Source organism: Sphingomonas sp. SP6, from assembly GCF_058313435.1.
The window spans coordinates 1-17,863 of the sequence record NZ_JBZFLG010000001.1; the positions used below are offsets into that span (position 1 = coordinate 1).

The following is a 17,863-nucleotide window of genomic DNA, read 5'->3' on the forward strand; positions in this document are numbered from 1 at the left end:
CCCCTGGCAGGAGATCCAGCGCGCGCTCGTCGGCCAAATGAACACCGGCGCCATCCTGGAGGGTGCCGAAAAATACCAGCGCATCGCCCAGACCCAGGGCCTGCCCCGGGACAATCACTGACCCATCCCGCTTACCTTTGCGCGGCTAATTCCTTCCCTCTCCCGATGGGAGAGGGACGTGCCCGCCGCTAAAGGCCGCGGGAAGGGTGAGGATGGCCGTCGCCTAACCCTTCCCCACCATGTCCTTCACCTTGTCCGCCGCTTTGGCGAGCAGACCCTTCTCGGCTTCCTCGGCGTCTTCCTTGGTCTTGAAGGCCGCGCCCTCGGGTTCCGCGGGCGGCGCGTAGACCGAGAACAGCTTGAGCTCGCCCGAGCCCTTGTTGACGATATTGTGCTGCGACCCCTTGGGGACGACCACCATGTGGTTCGGCCCCGCCTTGGTGTTGTGCCCGTCGATCGTCACCTGCGCCTCGCCGGCGACGATGAAGGTCGTCTGGTCGGCGGGGTGGGTCTCCATCCCGATCTCCTCGCCCGCGGGGATGCTCATCAGCACCACCTGCACCTTCTTGTCGAGGTAGACCTCCTTCTGCCAGAATTCGTTCCTGGTCGCGAGATCGACCATGTCCTTGTTGAAGATCGCCATGCCAATGTCCTGGAAGCGGCCGTCGCGACTGCGACGGCCCGGCTGGGTGTGCGTCGCCGGATCAGGCGTCGGGAATGCTGTTCTGGTCGGCGATCCCGGCCTCGAACGACTTCGAGGCGTCGGTCCCGTCGGGGGTGTGCGCGCCGCCGCTCGGCTTCACGGGGTCCGGCTTCTTGGCCGAACCGCGCAGCGAGAGCAGCGCCGCCGCCGCGCCGACCGCGGCCACTCCGGTCGCGATCGCGGCTGCGCTCCACTTCCCTCCGACCTTGTCGGTCGCCTTGCCGACCGACGTCAGCGATGCGGCCTTGCGCCGCTTCGGAGCGGGGGTCGCGCGTTTGGCGGCGCGAGGCTTGGCGGGCGCGCGCTTCGGCTTGGCATCGGCCTTCGCCGGCTCCGACGCGGTGGAGGACGCCTGGGCGGCTGGCTTGCGCGGGGTACGGGCGCGCTTCGGCGCGGACGAGGCGCCGTCCTCCTGAGCCGCGGTGGTCTTCGCGGCGGCGGGCTTGGTCGCGCGGGTGCGGCGTCGCGGCGGCGCGGGAGCCGGCGTCGGGGTCGGGGTCTCGGTCTCGTCGGCCATCACGTCGCTCCCTGATGATTGCGCAGCCGTAACGCACGGCGGCGTGGAGGTTTCCGGATCAGCGGAAGGGCGGCTCGTTGAACGCGCGCAGCTTGCGACTGTGCAGCTTCGCGCCTTCGCGGCGCAGCTCCTCGCAGGTCTCGATCCCGATCGTCATATGCTCGGCGATCGCGCGTTCGTAGAAGCGGTTCGCCTGGCCCGGCAGCTTGAGCTCGCCGTGCAGCGGCTTGTCGGAAACGCAGAGCAGCGTCCCGTAGGGGACGCGGAAGCGGTAGCCCTGTGCGGCGATCGTCGCCGATTCCATGTCGATCCCGACCGCCCGCGACAGCGAGAACCGCAGCGCCGACCGCGAGTACCGCAGCTCCCAGTTGCGGTCGTCGGTGGTGACGATCGTGCCGGTGCGCAGGCGGCGCTTCAAGTCTTCGCCCGATTGGCCGCTCACGGTCTCCGCGGCGCGGGCGAGCGCCTGCTGGACCTCGGCGATGGCGGGCACCGGGATCTCGGGCGGCAGCACGTCGTCGAGGACATGGTCGTCGCGCAGATAGGCATGGGCGAGGACATAGTCGCCGATCCGCTGCGACGGCCGCAGCCCGCCGCAATGCCCGATCATCAGCCACGCCTCGGGCCGCAGCACCGCAAGGTGATCGGTGATCGTCTTCGCGTTCGACGGCCCGACGCCGATGTTGACGAGGGTGATGCCGGTCCGGTCCTCCGCCATCAGGTGATAGGCGGGCATCTGGAGCCGCCGCCAGGCGGTGTCCTCCAGCACGGCAACGTCGTCGCCGGCACGGAACAGCATCCCGCCGGGACCCGACAGCGCGGTGAAGCGCGAGTCGTTGCCGACCTGCGCCGCGCCCCAGCGGACGAACTCGTCGACGTAGCGATGGTAGTTGGTGAACAGGACGTAGCGCTGGACATGTTCCGGCGGGGTGCCGGTGTAATGGCGCAGGCGCGCCAGGCTGAAATCCGTGCGCAGGCCGTCGAACAGCGCCAGCGGCCGCGTACCGTCGACCGACGCCCACAGGCCGTCGGCGATCTCGTCGCCGATGTGGGCCAGCTCGGTCGCGGGAAAGTGGCGCGCCAGCTCCGCGGCGGAGACCTCGTCCAGCCGCAGCGCGTGGCCGGGATCGAGGACATAAGGAAACGGGATCTCGGTCGTGCCGGGGTGCGCCGCGACCTCGACATCGTAATCCTCGATCAGGAGCGTCAGCTGCTCGACCAGATAGTCGGCGAAGATCGCCGGTTTAGTGATGCTGATGCGGTACTCGCCGGGGGTGACGAGGCGACCGAACGATCGGATCGGGGACGGCCCCGCCTCGCCGCCGCGAAAGCGCAGGTGGATCTCGGGATAGGCGAACGCGCCGTCGCGCCGCGCCTCGGACGACGGCGGCGTGCCGGTCTCGAGATAGGTGGTCAGCGCCGTCTGCAGGCGCGCCACCGAGGCGGCGTAAAGCCGGTCGAGTTCGGCGACGATGGCTTGGGCGGTCATCCGCAGCGGTTACGGCGGACCAGGGAGGCTGGCAAGACGATGGCGGGGACGGGTGCGACGGCGGGAGCGGTGGTCGCTCCCGCCGCGCGCGTCACTTCTTCTTCGACGCCGGAGTCGTGTCGTCGTCGCTCTTGGTGGCGGCGTACACGCCCCCTGCGACGGCGGCGGCGACGCCCGCGACGATCCCCGCGGCGGCGGCCGGGTGCGCCTTCACCGCTTCCACGGTGGCGCTCGCGGCCGAGCTCACCTTGCCGCTTGCGGTGGATGCGGCGGACGAGACGGTCTCCCCGGCGCTGGCGGCGGCGGCCTTCGCCTTGTCGGCGAGGCTCGCGTCCTGGGCGGCGTGGTCGTTCGGTTTGGCTTCGGTCATGACGGGACTCCTTACGATAGCGTCATGACGAACGCCGACGCGCCTCAGAGGTTGCCGAGCATGTACTCGGCGGAGCTGACCTTGAACTCGCCCGGTCCCTCGACGTTGAGCTGGGTGACGACGCCATCCTCGACGACCATGGCATAGCGCTGGCTGCGCTTGCCCATCCCGAACTTCGACCCGTCCATCGTCAGGCCCAGCGCCTCGGCGAACTCGCCGTTGCCGTCGGCCAGCATGGTGACGTTGGCCGCACCGGCCTGCTTGGCCCAGGCGCCCATCACGAAGGCGTCGTTGACCGCGGTGCAGGCGACCTCGTCGATGCCCTTGGCGCGCAGGTCGTCCGCCTTGTCGACGAAGCCGGGCAGGTGCTTGGCCGAGCAGGTGGGGGTGAAGGCGCCCGGTACCGCGAAGAGCGCGACCTTGCGGCCGCGGAAGAACTCGGCCGAGTCGATCGCCTCGGGTCCGTTCTCGGTCGCCTTGACCAGAGTGGTCTGGGGCAGGGTGTCGCCGACGCTGATCGTCATGGAATTATCTCCTCGGGGCCGCGCGCTTGCGCGGAGTCGTGCGCTCCGTCGCAGCCGAACCGCGGGATTTCAAGCGTGACGAGCCGTGCTCCCGCGCGCTATCAGCAAGGGGATGGATTCGGCGCGTTTTCTTACCGGACAATTTCTGCTGGCGACGCCGGGGATGAGCGATCCGCGCTTCGCCCATGCGGTGATCGCTATCTGCGCGCACGATGCGAACGGCGCGGTCGGAGTGGGGCTCGGCGAGATCGTCGCGGGGCTGGGGCTTCACGACGTGCTCGAGCAGTTTGAGATCGCGCCGGGCACCGCGCCCGACGCGCCGATCCATTTCGGCGGACCGGTCGAGACGCGGCGCGGCTTCGTGCTGCATTCGACCGACTGGTCGGGACAGGACACGATCGACGTCGCCGGCCGGTGGGCGCTGAGCGGCACGGTCGACATCCTGCGTGCGATCGCCGCCGGGACCGGGCCGGCGCGGTGGACCGTCGCGCTCGGCTATGCAGGCTGGGGCGCGGGGCAGATGGAGGGCGAGCTGACCCGCCCGGGCTGGATCAACGTGTCCGGCGATCCCTCGCTGATCTACGACGTCCCCGCGGCCGAACGCTGGGCGCGGGCTTACGAGCAGGCAGGTGTCGACGCGCGGCTGCTCGCCACCGACATCGGGCGGGCCTAGTCCCTAATCCAGTGCCGCCAGGATCGCGCGGCCATAGGCGGTCTTGCTGAACAGCCGGCCGCGCACCTCCGCCTCCTCACGGGTGATCATGCCCTGCATGTAGGCGATCTCCTCGAGACAGGCGATCTGAATGCCCTGGCGGTGCTGGATCGTGCGGACGAACTCGCTCGCTTCGAGCAGGCTGTCGTGGGTGCCGGTGTCGAGCCAGGCGTAGCCGCGGCCCATCTGTTCGACGAACAACGCGCCCTGCTCCATGTAGAGCCGGTTGATGTCGGTGATCTCATACTCGCCGCGCGCTGAGGGCTTCAGGTTGCGCGCAAAGTCGACCACCCGGTTGTCGTAGAAATAGAGGCCGGTCACCGCATGATTCGACTTGGGCTGCGCGGGCTTCTCTTCGAGGCTCAGCGCGCGGCCGGTCGCGTCGAGCTCGACCACGCCGTAGCGTTCGGGGTCCTCGACGCGGTAGGCGAAGACGGTCGCGCCCTCGGTCCGCGCGGTCGCGCTCGCCAGCAGTTCGATCAGGCCCGCGCCGAAGAAGATGTTGTCGCCCAGCACCAGCGCGACGTTGTCGTCGCCGATGAAGCCCGCGCCGATCGTGAACGCCTGCGCCAGCCCATCGGGGCGCGGCTGTTCGGCATACTCGATCCGCAGCCCGCACCACGATCCGTCGCCGAACAGGTTGCGGTAATTGGGGAGGAACTCGGGCGAGGAGATGATCAGCACCTCGCGGATGCCGGCGAGCATCAGCACCGACAGCGGATAATAGATCATCGGCTTGTCGTAGATCGGCAGCAGCTGCTTGTTCACCGCCAGCGTCGCCGGATGGAGCCGCGTGCCCGATCCGCCCGCGAGGATGATGCCCTTCATGGCCTTGCTCCGATCAGATCGTCGAGGATGTCGTCGAGCGCCTCGCGCCAGTGGCGGGGCGTGATGCCGTAGGCGCGGGTGAGCGCTGCGGTCGAGAGGAGCGAGTTGGAGGGGCGCCGGGCCGGGGTGGGATAGTCGGCGGTGGTGATCGCGTTGACGCTCGGCGACGGGCCGCCGCGCGCCGCCGATCCGGCGAAGATCGCCTCGGCGAAGCCGTGCCAAGTCGTCGCGCCGGCGTTGGCGAAGTGGAAGGTCCCGGTCGGCGCGTCGGCATCCTCGGCCATCCGCACCGCGACGCCCGCGAGCGCGGCGGCGAGGTCGGCGGCGCTGGTCGGGCTGCCGTGCTGGTCGGCGACGACGTTCAGCGCCGGTCGATCCGCGCCGACGCGGAGCATCGTCCTGACGAAATTGGCACCGGTCGCGCTCACCACCCAGGCGGTGCGGACGATCGCGTGGCGGCGGCAGGCGGTGCGGACCGCCAGTTCCCCGCCGAGCTTCGACGCGCCGTAGACGCCGAGCGGAGCGACGGGGTCGTCGATTTCCCAAGCGCCTTGTTTCGCGCCGTCGAACACGTAATCGGTCGAGACCTGGACCAGCGGTACGCCTGCCGCCTCGCATGCCGCGGCAAAGGCGGCGGGGGCGAGGGCGTTGATCCGCCATGCGGTCACGACGTCGCTCTCGGCCTTGTCGACGGCGGTATAGGCCGCGCCGTTGATCACCGCGGCCCAGGCACGGCTGGCGACCATCGCGGCGATCGCCTCCGGGTCGGCGAGGTCGAGCGCGGTGCGATCAAGCGCGACCGCCTCATAGCCCTCGGGCCAGAGGTGCTTCTGGAGGGCGAGGCCGAGCTGGCCGTTCGCGCCGGTGACGAGGATCTGGCGCACGTCAGCCGAGCGGGGCGAGGGGGCGGCCGTCATAGGCGAACGGCGAGTTGAACGCCGCGAAGCTCGGCTGGACCTCGTCCTTCGCGCTCAGCTCGGGCGTCGCGCCGGCGGGAAGCGGCCAGGCTATGGCGAGATCGGGATCGTTCCAGACGATGCCGCCGTCGTTCGCCGGAGCGTAAAGGTCCGAGCATTTGTAGACGACCTCGCAGTCGGGCTCGAGCGTCAGGAAGCCGTGCGCGAAGCCGATCGGGATGAACAGCTGATGGCCGTTCTCCTCGCTCAGCTCGGTTCCGACCCACTGGCCATAGGTCGGCGAGCCGCGTCGCAGATCGACCGCGACGTCGAAGATCCGCCCACGGATGCAGCGCACGAGCTTGTCCTGCCCATGCGGCGGCGTCTGGAAGTGGAGACCGCGCAGCGTGAAGGCGGGGCGTGACAGCGAGTGATTGTCCTGGACGAAGGCGCAGTCGATCCCGCGTTCGGCGAAGGTCCGCTTCGAATAGGTTTCGGTGAACCAGCCGCGTGCGTCGCCGAAGCGTCTGGGCTCGATCAGCTGGACGGGCCCCGGCCCGGTCGTCGCCTCGCCGAGTTGGTCAACCATCGTCATCCCCCGTGGTCCGCCCGCGGCCCTGTCAAACTCGGAGCGATTTGGCGAGGGGGAATCTTCGCACGCGCAGCATATCAAGGTTAAGGCGCGACTTCGAGTGCCAGCGAGCGGCGGCGCGCGTGGACCAGCCGGCGCCCGATCTCGATGCAGGGTCGCTCGACCGCGACGTACACGAGCGAGGAGAAGGCGATCGTCAGCACGAGCGTCAGCACGAGCAGCGCCGTCATCGCGCCGCCGCCATGATCGGGCAATGCGGCGCGAACGAGATGGGTCGCCGGGATGTGGAACAGATAGACCGAATAGCTGATCGCCCCGGCCCAGACGAGCGCGCGTCCGGGCGCGAAGGGTCGCCAAACGGCGAGCACGAAGATCGCCGCGGCCAACGCGGCCGCCGCGGTCACCCCGAACGGAGTCGAAACCGTGAAGGCGCGATCCGGCTGCGACCCGAGCAGCGGCAGGATCGCGAGCGCCGCGATCAGCGCCACCGCCGCGTAGAGGTTCGCGCGCGGCCGCCGCTCGATCACCGCCATGCGGACCAGGGCGCCGGCAAACAGGAAGGAGAGATGCGCGGTAACGTAGAGGATGGGCAAGGGATGGCCGAGCGACCGCGCGGCGATCCCCGCGAGCGGCAGCGCGACGCAGCCGAGCGTCACCAGGAGGATCGCGAGCGGACGGTGCAGCAGCCGGGTCGCGAACAGCAGTGCGCAGGAGACGTAGAAGATCAATTCGATGAAGAGCGTCCAATAGACTCCCGAGACGTACGGCTGGCGGAGCAGCCCCGGCACCATCGTGGCGTTGGCCGCCACCTGGACTGGTGAGAACGCGCGGTGGTCGACGGCGACGGCGACGACGATCGTGACCAGCATCGACAGCCAGTACGCCGGGTAGAGCCGGAAGACCCGGCTGACGGCGAATCGCTCCAGCGGACGCGGGCCGCCGAGACTGAAGGGGATCACCAGCCCGCTGATGAGGAAGAACAAGACGACGCCGAACCGGCCGAGATCGAAGCCGTCGATCATCGTCTCGCGGATCGTGGTGCTCGCAGAGCCCGCGCCCAGCCCGGCGATCATCGATTCGGCGCAATGCGCCACGCAGACGCTGAGCGCGGCGACACCGCGCAGCGCGTCGATATGACCGAGGCGCCCGGCCGGCCGCTCCGACATCGTTGGTCTTCCCCACCTGCCCACCGCTTCGTGGCAGCGAGCCGAGAGGCGATCAAGCGAAACGCTCTTTCCTACAGCCGCCTATCTGTGCCTACAAGAACAAAGCAGAAACAAGGAGGCTAGGATGACGACATTGTCGGTGCAGGCGCCGGGCGGCTACGTGCCCCAGGCGTCGATCAGCTTCGGGACAACCGGGGGCACCGCGACCCCGGTCGACGCGGGGCATCCGCTGCCGGTCGCGATTCGCGCGGATCAGGCCGCGGCGACGAGCGCGCCCTTGGCGGGTTCGACCTCGGCGAGCACCGTCGCGGGGCCGTTCGTCCCCGATCTCGGGCGACCGATTTGGGCGACCCTCGGCGGAACCTGGGTCGGGACCGTCTCGGCCCGACGCTCGACCGACGGCGGCGGCACCAAAGTGCCGCTGACGTTCATCGACGGCTCGGCCAAGGGCGTGTGGAGCGCGAACGTCAATGCCGCGATCGGCGAGGAGAGCGTCGCCGGCGCGCTATGGTTCCTGGACATCGCGCTGACCTCGGGCACGCTGACCTACCGGGTGGAACAATGAGCGTCGATCCGGAGGCCCAGGCGCTGGCGCTCCGTGCGCTCCGCCCGGCGCCGCGCGCGACGACCCTCGCGATCGCGGCGGACCTTGAAGCGATCGGCTGGGACGTCGCCCGGTTCCCGATCGGCCCGCTCGCGCTCGCCGAGCAGGGCGGCGCGGTGCGCTGCTCGGGCGGGGTCGACGTCGCCGCGATGTGGCGCGCGGTCGCGGGCGATCCGGCCGCGTGGCCGACCTATTGGGTTCGCGCGGACGGATCGAACGCCAACTCCGGGTTGACCGAAGCGCAGGCGTTCTTCACGATCGAAAAGGCGGTCCAGGTCGCGAACGCGAGCGGCGTGCCGACGCGGATCATGGTCAAGAGCGGCTATTATCCGCGGCAGCAGGGGTTCTCCGGCGCGGGCGGGACGACCCAGCCGAACGTGCCCGTCGCCGCCTTCGCTTATGCCGGGCGCGTCGTCTGCGCCGCGGCGGACGTCCAGACCTGGACGGCGGACGCGACCTATCCCTGGGTCGCCACGACGCCGCGCGCGGGCGCGCTCCGGATCGTCGACCTGAAAGGGCACGACCGGTTCGGCCATTATCCCGAGCTGACGAAGGTTCAGGACGCCGCCGCGGTCGGTCGCATGCCGGGCAGCTGGGCGCTGGTCGGCTCGACCGTCTTCGTCCACCGCGCCGACGGGGTGACGCCCAGCGAGGCGAACACCCGCGTCTTTATGACGGTGGCCAACGTCCGCCACAGCTTCGCCGCGCAGCGGTCGCTGTTCTTCGGCGGCGAGACCAAGGCAGACGGCTTTGATTTCGAGGGCGGCTATGTCAGCGGCGCGAGCGGCGGGTGCCTGTATCTGGCGTACAACGCCGCGTCCGGATTGCCCCCGGCGAAGGTCATGGTGGCGGCGGTCGGGTGCACCTTCCGCTATGCCGGCGGTACCGGCGGCAGCGAGTGCAACGCGGTGGCGGTGCTGGGGCTGCACGGGCTCGCGGCGTTCGAGCGCTGCGACGCGAGCAAGGCGAGCGCGGACGGCTTCAACGTCCACAACCAGAGCGGGCCCGACGCCTTCGGCGCGGAGCCGGCGCTGCTGACCGTCGGCTGCACCGCGTTCGACAACGGTCGGGGGCAATCGGTGTCGAACAACGGCTGGACCCTGCACGAGGACTGCCGCGGGGTGGATGTCGCCGGCCGCTACGCCATGTCGCGAGGGTCGACCGTTCACATCATCGGCAGTTCGCGCGCGCTGATTGTCGGGACGACGGCGGAGCTGTCGCTGGGCGACGTGGTCAATGGCGGCGCCACCGGGCCGCGCGAGTTCCGCGTCGCCGACGATACGCAGATGCGGCTGCGGCTGTGCACCGCCCGGCCGCCCTCGAGTGCGGACCTGGCGGCGCGCGCCGAGGGGAACGGCTGGCTCTCGATCTCGTCCGACACGATGCTCCACGGTGCGCGGCGGAGCTTCGGTGCGGGGCAGATCGTCGGCTAACGCGCGTATTCGAGGAGGAAGAAGGTCGTCGGCATGCCCGGCTGCGCGGCGGTGTCGAGCTCGATCGGGGCGCCGGCCGCGAGGTCGCGCGTGGCCAGGGCGGTTCCGCGCAGGCTCAGCACGCTAAGCCTCGCGGGGCCGCTCCCCTCGTGGCGCAACGTCACGGTGGCGCGAACCCGCCGCATCAGCATCGGCAGCCGACCCCAGTCGGAGAACAGCGACCGCTCGCCGCCCAGCGGAGTCAGCTGCATCGCCGTGTTGCGCACGTCGCCGGTCATCACAAGCAGCACGCGGCGGCTCTGCGCGAGCGGCGCGCCGTCGAGCGAGGTCGCGCCGAGGAGCGCGGGCGCGTCGACGCTCGCCACTCGTAGCGCGCCGAGCGCGAGATCCTGCGCCGGCGCGATCGTGCTCGCCGCCTCGGTGCGCGGGGTGACGACGGCGATCCGGCCCGCGCGCTGATCGAGCGTGAGCTCGCCCGTCGCGCTCTGGAACACGCCCGCAGCGGGATCGGTGCGGTTGCCCCGCGGCAGCGCGCCGCTCGCCCGCAGGCGCGAGGCGAAGGCGGCGAAGGGCTCGCCCGACGCCCGCATCGGAACGGTCGCCGGTCGAAGCGGCGCGTCGGGCGGGACCAGGCCGAAGCGGACGAGCAGCGCGGCGTGCGTGACGGCGAGCGGCAGCAGCCCCGATCCGGCCTGCGCGAACTGCTCCGCGCCGAACGGCAGCGCCGCCGACGCCCGCGCCGGGGAGACGTCGCCGCGCGCGAACAGCATCGTCGCCAGCGTCTCCTGCGCGCGCAGGTTCGGATCGAGCCCGCCCGTATAGGCGCGGAGCGGCCGAACGCCCGCCGGCGCGGGGACGGCGGCCTCGATCGGGCTGTTCGTCGTCCGGCAGATAAGCTGGAAGCCCTGGATCGCCGCCAGCGTGGAGAACAGCAGCCCGCCTTCGAACCGGAAGCGTCCGGGGAAGGGCGCGTCATACTCGGTGGCGACGATCGGCTTGTCAAACCAGCGCGCGCCCGGCCCTTCGAGCCAGCGCGCGAGCCCGGCATCGGTGGTCGCGCTCGGCAAGTCGAACGTGCCGCCAGTCCGAAACTGGATCATCCCGCCATAGGTGTGGACGTCGACCACCGGCAGCGCCGCGCGCGTCTGATTGTCGAGCGCGGCGTTGGTGTCGTTGGCGCCGAGCGTCGGCCCGCGGAAGCCGCGATCGGCGAGCATCCGCGCCATCCAGCGCTGCGTCGCCACCTCGCGCTCGCTCGCGAAGCGGCGGAGCAGCACGCTGCGCGGGCCGCTCGCGCGCCAGCCCATCGGCAGAGCGACCGGCGCTCCCGCCCGCTCGGCGGCGGTGAGATCGGGCAACGCCTGCGCCAGAGCGTCGGGGCCGGGAAAGCGCGCGCGGAGCCAGCGGTCGAAGACGGCGTCGAGCCCGGTCGGGAACGGCTGCGCCGCGGTCGCGGAGAAGGCGAAGCTGTTCTCGTTCGCGCCGACGACGAAGGCGAGCGTCGGATCGGCGAGCGTCGTCGCCCCGGTGTACGGGTTGGTCCGCGCGAACACCGCGTCGACCAGCTTCAGCCACAACGCGCGCGGCGCGGGATCGAACATCATCCGCACGCGCAGGTCGTCGGGCGACACCGGCCCCCAGCCGCCGCCGCGCACCCCCTTGCCCTGCGCCGCAACGATGTCGAGCGCCCAGGCGATGCCGTTCTTCTTCAGCGCCGAAAGCAGGTAGAAGAAGCGGTCGAGCTGCTCGGGACCGATCTGGACGTCGGCGGTCGCGTTCCGGGTCAGGCGGAAGTCGACATATTGCTGGCGGACGAGCGTATAGCCGTGGCGGCGCAGCTGGACCGCCAGCGCATCGGATTCGGCATGGGTCGGGAGCTCGGGGCGCGAGAGCGGCGCCGCGTTCATCATCGCGCAGTTGAAGCGCGCCGGAGCGCCATCGGCGAACACGAGGCGCTCGCCGCGCGTCACGATCGGCCCGCGGAAGCCGGGCGCGGGGATGATCTGCGAGAAGTCGAGCGGGCTGCCGGGCTCGATCTCCAGCGATTGCTCGGGGACGGTCAGCCAGGTCTGCCCGTCGGCGACCGCATCCGGGGAGGGGACCGCGGCGGGCAGGCCGAGCAGCAGCAGCGCGGGCGCGGCGCGGAGCGGCCAGCCCCGGTGGCGCATCAGGCGGGGCAGGCGCACATCGCCGACCTCACGCCGCGGCCTGGTTCAGCACGCCGAGCCGCTCGCCGGCATAGCCCTTGCGCAGCGGCGCCCACCACGCCTCGTTGTCGAGGTACCAGCGCACGGTGCGCGCGATCCCGGTCTCGAACGTCTCCCGCGCGCGCCAGCCGAGTTCGCCTTCGGTCTTCGAGGCGTCGATCGCATAGCGGTGGTCGTGGCCGGGGCGATCGGTGACGAAGGTGATGAGGTCGCGGTGGGGCCGGTCCTTGGGGGCCATCTGGTCCATGAGGTCGCAGATCCGCTCGACCACCTGGAGGTTGGTGCGCTCGTTACGGCCGCCGATGTTGTACTTCTCGCCGATCCGGCCCTTCTCCAGCACCGTCACCAGCGCGCGGGCGTGATCCTCGACATAGAGCCAATCGCGGATGTTCTGCCCGTCGCCGTACACCGGCAGCGGCTGGCCCGTCATCGCATTGAGGATGACGAGCGGGATCAGCTTCTCCGGGAAATGATACGGCCCGTAGTTGTTCGAGCAGTTCGAGATCACGCACGGCAGCCCGTAGGTCCTGACCCAGGCGCGCACCAGATGGTCGGACGCGGCCTTCGACGCCGAATAGGGCGAGGAGGGATCGTAGGGCGTCTCCTCGGTGAACAGCCCGTCCGGCCCCAGCGAGCCATAGACCTCGTCGGTCGAGATATGGAGCATCCGGAAGCCGTCCCGCCGCTCGGCGGGCAGGGTGTCGCGCCACGCGCGCACCGCCTCCAGCAGCGTCGCGGTGCCCATGATGTTGGTCTCTAGGAACACGCCCGCGCCCGCGATCGAGCGATCGACATGGCTCTCCGCCGCCAGGTGCATCACCGCGTCCGGGCGATGATCGGCGAGCACCCGGTCCATCGCCGCCCGATCGCGGATGTCAGCGCGCACGAAGGTGTAGAGGTTCGACGAAGCGATCGGATCGAGCGAGGCGAGGCTGGCGGCATAGGTCAGCGCGTCGACGTTCACGACCTCGTGGCCCAGATCGCGCACCAGGTGCCGGCACACCGCCGACCCGATGAACCCCGCACCGCCCGTCACCAGCACCCGCATGTCCGTCCTTCCGGCAGCCGCTGCGCTTCTTGCCTAATCCCTTCGCGGATGCAACATGCCGACCGGCTGAGCGGTTCGGGGTGGACGGTGAGCGAGCAGGGGGCAGCATCGAACGAACGTTTCGCCGATCGACCCGGATCGGCACTGCCGGCTGTCGGTTCAGCGGCACGGCTTGTTCGAAACCCTTCGTTGGATTGGCTTAGAGCCGTCAGTATCTGGTACATCGTCGGGTTCTGGCACCTATTCGGGTACGTGACGAACCCGCCATGGAACCCTGAGCGCTATCCGTTCTTCTACCGTTTGACGACGGTTGTCCTAGCGCTGTTCGTGTTGATTTCCGGACATCTGCTTGGTCGCGTGAAGATCGCGCTCGAGTTTACTTCATTGTGGCGCTTCTACCGAAAGCGCCTGCTCCGAATCTACCCGCCCTATGTTGTTGCCCTCGCGATCTTCGCTGCAGCCGGGATCCTCGGCGCGTCGCCCATCAAGGCGGCGCTGCTCGTCTCGATGGTGTCTCCGCCGCCGCCATTCACCTTATGGTTCGTGACGATGATTGTGCTGCTTTACCTCGTGGCGCCGTTCATGATCGCGATGATCGCGCGACCCTTCATCCTGGCTGTCGGTTGCGTCGTCGCATGGCTCATCTTGTTCGCGCTCTGGCGAGCGACGGGCGGCCTCGATGTCCGCCTGTTGATGTACTTTCCGGTGTTCGTCACGGGCCTGCTGCTCGCGCGCTACCCCGTGGCACCCCGACCGGTGTTGCTCGCGACGTTGGCGGCGTTGACGGCTGTCACCTACGTGCTGTCGCTACGCGCGCCGTTCCCGGCGGATCAGTCGATCTGGCTTGCGCCGGTCGCCTGGTGCGGATCCGTTTTCGTGTTCTTGACGGTGAACGGCCGCATGCCCGAGAGCCGCGTCATCACGACGTTGAGTGCGGGCAGCTTCTTTCTCTACCTTTTTCACCGGCCGATTTACCTTCTTCTGATCAAGGCTTTGCGGCACCTCGGTCTTGGCGGACCCGGGGCTGAACTGACCGCGCTTTACCTTGTCGGTTTCCCGGTCGCGGTGTTGTTCGGGATCTTGGGACAACGAGCCTACGACGGGTTCGTGGATCGCTGGCCGCGGCTCGCCTTATCCTCGAAGGCCGGCTAAGGCGCGTGCGAGCATCTGTCGCATTGCGATCGAAGGGGTCGAGGCTGGAACGATGACGATTGCGCCAGCGTTTTCAAGCCGAAAACCGACCAGCCGCGCTCGCCCGACCCCCATCTTGCACGCGACGTTCTTCGCGTTCGTCTGGGTGGTGGTGGTCGGACTGAACCCGCTCGAAGATCGGTCGACCGGAGCGTTCGACCAATATGCGAATGTCGGATCCCAGCAGTATCTATGGCTCTATGTCGGCCTTCTCGCCGTTTCAGCAACCGCGCTGATCCGGAGGCGCCTCGCGGCGTTACGCCTGTTCGATCCGGCGGTCTTATTGCTGCTGGGCTGGGCTGCGGTGACGCTGGTCGTCTCGGTCCGGCCGATCGCCGCCGGCGCCGACCTGATCAAGCAGGCCGTCTTCTTGCTCGGCACCGCGTCGTTTCTGGTGCTTTATGGGAGCAGTCGACGATTCCTCACGGCGTTGAACTGGTGCCTGCTGATCATCATCGCCGCCGATCTGGTCGCGGTGCTTGCTGTTCCGCGGCTGGCGATCCACCAGATGAACGACGCGACCGAGGTCAACCTCGCCGGCGCCTGGCGCGGGCTGCATGAGCACAAGGGGAAGTTCGGCGAGCTTCTCGCCGTCACTTGCGTCCTCAATTACATGGAATGGCGCAATCGGCTGACCTGGTGGCCGTTGGGCATAGCGCTTGCGTGTTACGTCCTGACCTTTCCAGCGGCCTCGAAGGTCTCCTCGGCGGGTGTCCTCGTCTCGCTCGCGATCGCCGAGGCGTTGATCTGGTTCGCACGTCGCGTTCACGGCTTCGTCGCGGTGACTCTGGTGGCCCCCGTCCTGGTCGCGGTGGCGCTGACGACGACGGTGGTCGTGCCGCTCGTGCTGGAGGTCACCACCGGCGACCTCACCCTTGCCGGCCGGACGAAGACCTGGGCCTTCCTCTGGGACTATGCGGGCCGCCATCCGTGGTTCGGCAGCGGCTTCTCCTCGTTCTTCATCGGCGAGGACGGCCCCCTCTTCCAGACGGGCGACCCCTTCCTGATGAACATCGGCAACGCCCACAACAGCTATCTCGACATGCTGGTGACGATCGGCTGGCCCGGGCTGATCCTCGCCGTGCTCGCCTTCCTGATCGTGCCGATCGTCACCAGCTACCGCGCGCTGGGCCAGCCGGAGGCGCGGGTGTGGCTGGGGCTCTTGATCCTGACGGCGGTGACGAACGTCACCAGCATCTCCTACTTCCAGCCGCAGCGCGCGATCGGGCTGGCGGTGGCAGCCGCCTATTTCGGGCTGCGCCGGGCGCGGCTGAAGAGCTTGGCGACGGCGGCGATTGCTGACAGGAGCGCGCCAACACGGGTGACGGAGGGGGCGAGTCGCGGGCGGTCGTCGGGGGGAACACGTGCAAGGGATTCGAGTGTCCGTCGTCATCCCGGCCTATCGCCGGCCGGTGGCCGTTAGGGAGGCGATCGCCTCCGCGCTCGCGCAGACGCATCCGGTCCACGAGGTGATCGTCGTCGACGATGCTTCCGGCGACGGCACGCCCGACGCGGTGCGCGGCATCGCCGATCCGCGCGTCCGCCTGATCGCGCTCGCCGCCAACGTCGGCCAATCGGGCGCGACCAACATCGGCATCGACGCGGCGACGGGCGACGTGGTCGCGCTGCTCGACAGCGACGACGTCTGGCTGCCGGAGAAGACCGAACGCCAGCTCGCCGCCTGGTCCGCGCACCCCCGCCGCGACGAGACGCTGTTCGCCGCGCGGGTGCAGGTCGAGGTCGACGGTCGGGTCACCGGGATCGCGCCCGAGGCGGTGATCGCACCGGGGGAGGCGGTGGACGATTATCTGTTCGTCCGGTGCGGGCTGGTGCAGTCGAGCACGCTCCTGATGTCCCGCTCGCTCGCCGCCGCAGTGCGGTTCGACGAGTCGACCCGGCGGCACAGCGATCTCGCCTTCCTGCTGCGGCTCGCCCGCGGCGGCGGCGAGATCGTGCAGCGTCCCGAGGCGCTGTCGATCTGGCGGTCGCAGACCGGGGCCAAGCGGCTCAGCACCACCGCCAACCTCGACTCCTCGCTCGCCTGGTTCGAACGGTACCGGCCGCTGATGAGCCGCCGCGCCGCGATCGGCTTCCGCTATCGCAACCACATCCGCATCCTGCGCCGCACCCAGCCGGCGGCCGCGGCGCTGCTGACGCTCCAGGCGGTCGCCGCGGGCGTCGTCGGCTGGCGCGAGGTCCGTCGCGCGGTGGACCGGGCGATCGGGCTGGTCCGCGGCTCGTCCTCGGCATGACGGGTCCCGAAGCCGGGGCCGAGCCGCCGCCCAGCCGCCTGCTCGCGCTCGCCCGGCGGGTCGCGGTGGTGGGGGCGTCCACCCTGCTCCAGAACGGCTTCATGTTCGCGCTCGGGCTGGTGCTGGTGCGCGGGCTGCGGCCGGAGCAGTTCGGCGTCTATACGATGCTGGTCACCGTGCTGTCGGTCGCGGGCGTCCTGCTGAGCGCGCTGGTCGCGCAGCAGATGGGCTTCACGCTCCCGCGCACGACGCATCCGGCGATGCAGCGTTCGGCCGGGCGGATGTTCGGCTCGGTCGCCGCGCTGTGCATCCTCGCCACCATTCCGTGCACCCTGCTGGTGCTGTTCCACCATGAGGTGGACGCCGTGCTGATGGCGGTGGGGACGCTCTACGTCGCGTCGAACATGTACCGCGTCTATGCGCGATTCTACTTCTTCTCGCTGCGCGCGCCGCAGCAGGCGATGCGGCAGGACCTGCTGTTCGTCGGCATCAGCGTGGCCGGGATTGCCGTTATCGCGCTCGGCTGGGGCCTGCGCGACCGGCTGGCGGGGGTGCTCGCGGTGATGGCGCTTGCCAACCTGCTCTGCTCGGTGGCGCTGTCGGACGCGCCCCGCCCCGCGGGGAGCCGCCGCCTGCTCGCCAGGCAGCTGCGCGCGTATCGCCGCCACGCCGGGCGCGCGTTCTGGTCGTTCGCGACCGTGCTGCTGTCGACATTGTCCTTCCTGTCGCCCAATCTGGCGGTGATGGCGACGGGGTCGCTCGTATCGCTGGCGGTGATCACCGCGCCGGGCTCGGTGCTCGCGCCGATCCGGATCGTCACGGTGACCTTCCAGACGAGTCTGCGCGCGGAGTTTTCGGCGCTGCTCCATGCCGGGTCGGTGCGGTCGGCGTTGCTGCTGTACGTCGCTGCGACCGTGGCGGGAGGGGCGATGGCGCTCGGCGTGGCGCTGGCGGCCTGGCTCGGCTGGGACCCGCTCTACCATCTGCTGTTCTCGCACGGGTACGACTACGAGCAGATCCGCCGCGCGACGCTGATTTCGATCGCGATCGCCGGGGTGAACACGATGCGCTTTCCCGGCTCGGTGCTCCTCAATGCGTTCAACGTCTTCGCCTATTCGGCCGCGGTGATGGCGGTGGTCGCGCCGCTCGCCGTGATGCTGGCGGTGATGCTCGCCGGGCGCGGCGAGGTGACCGATACGCTGTTCGGCGCCTTGTTCGGCGAGGTCGCGATCTTCGTCGCGGAGCTGGCCGCGATCGTCTGGCTGTTCGTCGTCAAGCGGCGTGGCCGGGCAGGCTGACGAGGGCTCTCGCGCAGCCGGCATGATCGAAGC

General features: G+C 69.7%; 18 protein-coding genes. 7 read left to right on the forward strand and 11 right to left on the reverse strand.

Annotation, left to right across the window (positions count from 1 at the left end; all coding sequences use genetic code 11):
- Window positions 1–223: 223 nt before the first annotated feature.
- The 5 genes from AC4GYY_RS00005 to AC4GYY_RS00025 all read right to left on the reverse strand — a co-directional run bounded on the left by AC4GYY_RS00005 (window position 224) and on the right by AC4GYY_RS00025 (window position 3,603).
- On the reverse strand, window positions 224–643 hold the full coding sequence (locus AC4GYY_RS00005; RefSeq protein WP_491117576.1) for a cupin domain-containing protein: 420 nt from the start codon (window positions 641–643) through the stop codon (window positions 224–226).
- A gap of 61 nt (window positions 644–704) precedes the next feature.
- A complete protein-coding gene (locus AC4GYY_RS00010; RefSeq protein WP_491117578.1) occupies window positions 705–1,220 on the reverse strand; it encodes a hypothetical protein in 516 nt (171 codons plus the stop codon).
- Window positions 1,221–1,278: 58 nt separating this feature from the next.
- Window positions 1,279–2,709: an AMP nucleosidase gene (locus AC4GYY_RS00015; protein ID WP_491117580.1), complete on the reverse strand. Its 1,431-nt coding sequence runs from the start codon at window positions 2,707–2,709 to the stop codon at window positions 1,279–1,281.
- Window positions 2,710–2,800: 91 nt separating this feature from the next.
- A complete protein-coding gene (locus AC4GYY_RS00020; protein ID WP_491117582.1) occupies window positions 2,801–3,079 on the reverse strand; it encodes a hypothetical protein in 279 nt (92 codons plus the stop codon).
- Between the two features lie 44 nt (window positions 3,080–3,123).
- A complete protein-coding gene (locus AC4GYY_RS00025; protein ID WP_491117584.1) occupies window positions 3,124–3,603 on the reverse strand; it encodes a peroxiredoxin in 480 nt (159 codons plus the stop codon).
- Between the two features lie 112 nt (window positions 3,604–3,715).
- Between AC4GYY_RS00025 and AC4GYY_RS00030 the strand changes: the two genes are divergently transcribed.
- The gene (locus tag AC4GYY_RS00030; protein WP_491117586.1) at window positions 3,716–4,276 is read left to right on the forward strand and encodes a YqgE/AlgH family protein; all 561 of its coding nucleotides are present in this window, start codon (window positions 3,716–3,718) and stop codon (window positions 4,274–4,276) included.
- Between the two features lie 3 nt (window positions 4,277–4,279).
- Here the strand turns inward: AC4GYY_RS00030 and rfbA are convergent, their stop codons facing one another.
- The 4 genes from rfbA to AC4GYY_RS00050 form a co-directional block, all read right to left on the reverse strand.
- Window positions 4,280–5,143 (reverse strand): glucose-1-phosphate thymidylyltransferase RfbA, encoded by an 864-nt coding sequence (gene rfbA, locus AC4GYY_RS00035; RefSeq protein ID WP_491117588.1) that lies wholly within the window; start codon window positions 5,141–5,143, stop codon window positions 4,280–4,282.
- Window positions 5,140–6,060, reverse strand: coding sequence for a dTDP-4-dehydrorhamnose reductase (gene rfbD / locus AC4GYY_RS00040; protein WP_491117590.1), 921 nt, complete (start codon window positions 6,058–6,060; stop codon window positions 5,140–5,142). Before rfbD ends, rfbA begins: the two co-directional genes overlap by 4 nt.
- Window positions 6,029–6,628: a dTDP-4-dehydrorhamnose 3,5-epimerase gene (gene rfbC, locus AC4GYY_RS00045; RefSeq protein WP_491117592.1), complete on the reverse strand. Its 600-nt coding sequence runs from the start codon at window positions 6,626–6,628 to the stop codon at window positions 6,029–6,031. The genes rfbD and rfbC overlap by 32 nt, the downstream gene beginning before the upstream one ends.
- Before the next feature lie 86 nt (window positions 6,629–6,714).
- On the reverse strand, window positions 6,715–7,797 hold the full coding sequence (locus AC4GYY_RS00050) for an acyltransferase family protein (RefSeq protein WP_491117594.1): 1,083 nt from the start codon (window positions 7,795–7,797) through the stop codon (window positions 6,715–6,717).
- A gap of 124 nt (window positions 7,798–7,921) precedes the next feature.
- On the opposite strand from AC4GYY_RS00050, the gene AC4GYY_RS00055 reads away from it, so the two are divergent.
- Together AC4GYY_RS00055 and AC4GYY_RS00060 are read left to right on the forward strand one after the other, a co-directional pair.
- The gene (locus AC4GYY_RS00055; protein ID WP_491117596.1) at window positions 7,922–8,362 is read left to right on the forward strand and encodes a hypothetical protein; all 441 of its coding nucleotides are present in this window, start codon (window positions 7,922–7,924) and stop codon (window positions 8,360–8,362) included.
- Window positions 8,359–9,834 (forward strand): hypothetical protein, encoded by a 1,476-nt coding sequence (locus tag AC4GYY_RS00060; protein ID WP_491117598.1) that lies wholly within the window; start codon window positions 8,359–8,361, stop codon window positions 9,832–9,834. Before AC4GYY_RS00055 ends, AC4GYY_RS00060 begins: the two co-directional genes overlap by 4 nt.
- Here AC4GYY_RS00060 and AC4GYY_RS00065 read toward each other — a convergent pair.
- On the reverse strand, window positions 9,831–12,020 hold the full coding sequence (locus AC4GYY_RS00065) for a hypothetical protein (RefSeq protein WP_491117600.1): 2,190 nt from the start codon (window positions 12,018–12,020) through the stop codon (window positions 9,831–9,833). The genes AC4GYY_RS00060 and AC4GYY_RS00065 overlap by 4 nt on opposite strands.
- A 10-nt stretch (window positions 12,021–12,030) precedes the next feature.
- Window positions 12,031–13,089, reverse strand: a complete 1,059-nt coding sequence (gene rfbB / locus AC4GYY_RS00070; protein ID WP_491117602.1) for a dTDP-glucose 4,6-dehydratase — start codon at window positions 13,087–13,089, stop codon at window positions 12,031–12,033.
- 48 nt (window positions 13,090–13,137) lie between these two features.
- Here rfbB and AC4GYY_RS00075 point away from each other — a divergent pair, with 48 nt between their 5' ends.
- The 4 genes from AC4GYY_RS00075 to AC4GYY_RS00090 all read left to right on the forward strand — a co-directional run bounded on the left by AC4GYY_RS00075 (window position 13,138) and on the right by AC4GYY_RS00090 (window position 17,830).
- Window positions 13,138–14,241 (forward strand): acyltransferase family protein, encoded by a 1,104-nt coding sequence (locus AC4GYY_RS00075; protein ID WP_491117604.1) that lies wholly within the window; start codon window positions 13,138–13,140, stop codon window positions 14,239–14,241.
- A gap of 115 nt (window positions 14,242–14,356) precedes the next feature.
- Window positions 14,357–15,703 carry an O-antigen ligase family protein gene (locus AC4GYY_RS00080; protein WP_491117606.1) on the forward strand — a complete coding sequence of 449 codons (1,347 nt, stop codon included), beginning with the start codon at window positions 14,357–14,359 and terminating at the stop codon, window positions 15,701–15,703.
- Window positions 15,693–16,532, forward strand: coding sequence for a glycosyltransferase family 2 protein (locus AC4GYY_RS00085; RefSeq protein ID WP_491117608.1), 840 nt, complete (start codon window positions 15,693–15,695; stop codon window positions 16,530–16,532). The genes AC4GYY_RS00080 and AC4GYY_RS00085 overlap by 11 nt, the downstream gene beginning before the upstream one ends.
- Window positions 16,529–17,830 carry a lipopolysaccharide biosynthesis protein gene (locus tag AC4GYY_RS00090; protein ID WP_491117610.1) on the forward strand — a complete coding sequence of 434 codons (1,302 nt, stop codon included), beginning with the start codon at window positions 16,529–16,531 and terminating at the stop codon, window positions 17,828–17,830. The genes AC4GYY_RS00085 and AC4GYY_RS00090 overlap by 4 nt, the downstream gene beginning before the upstream one ends.
- Window positions 17,831–17,863 lie beyond the last annotated feature (33 nt).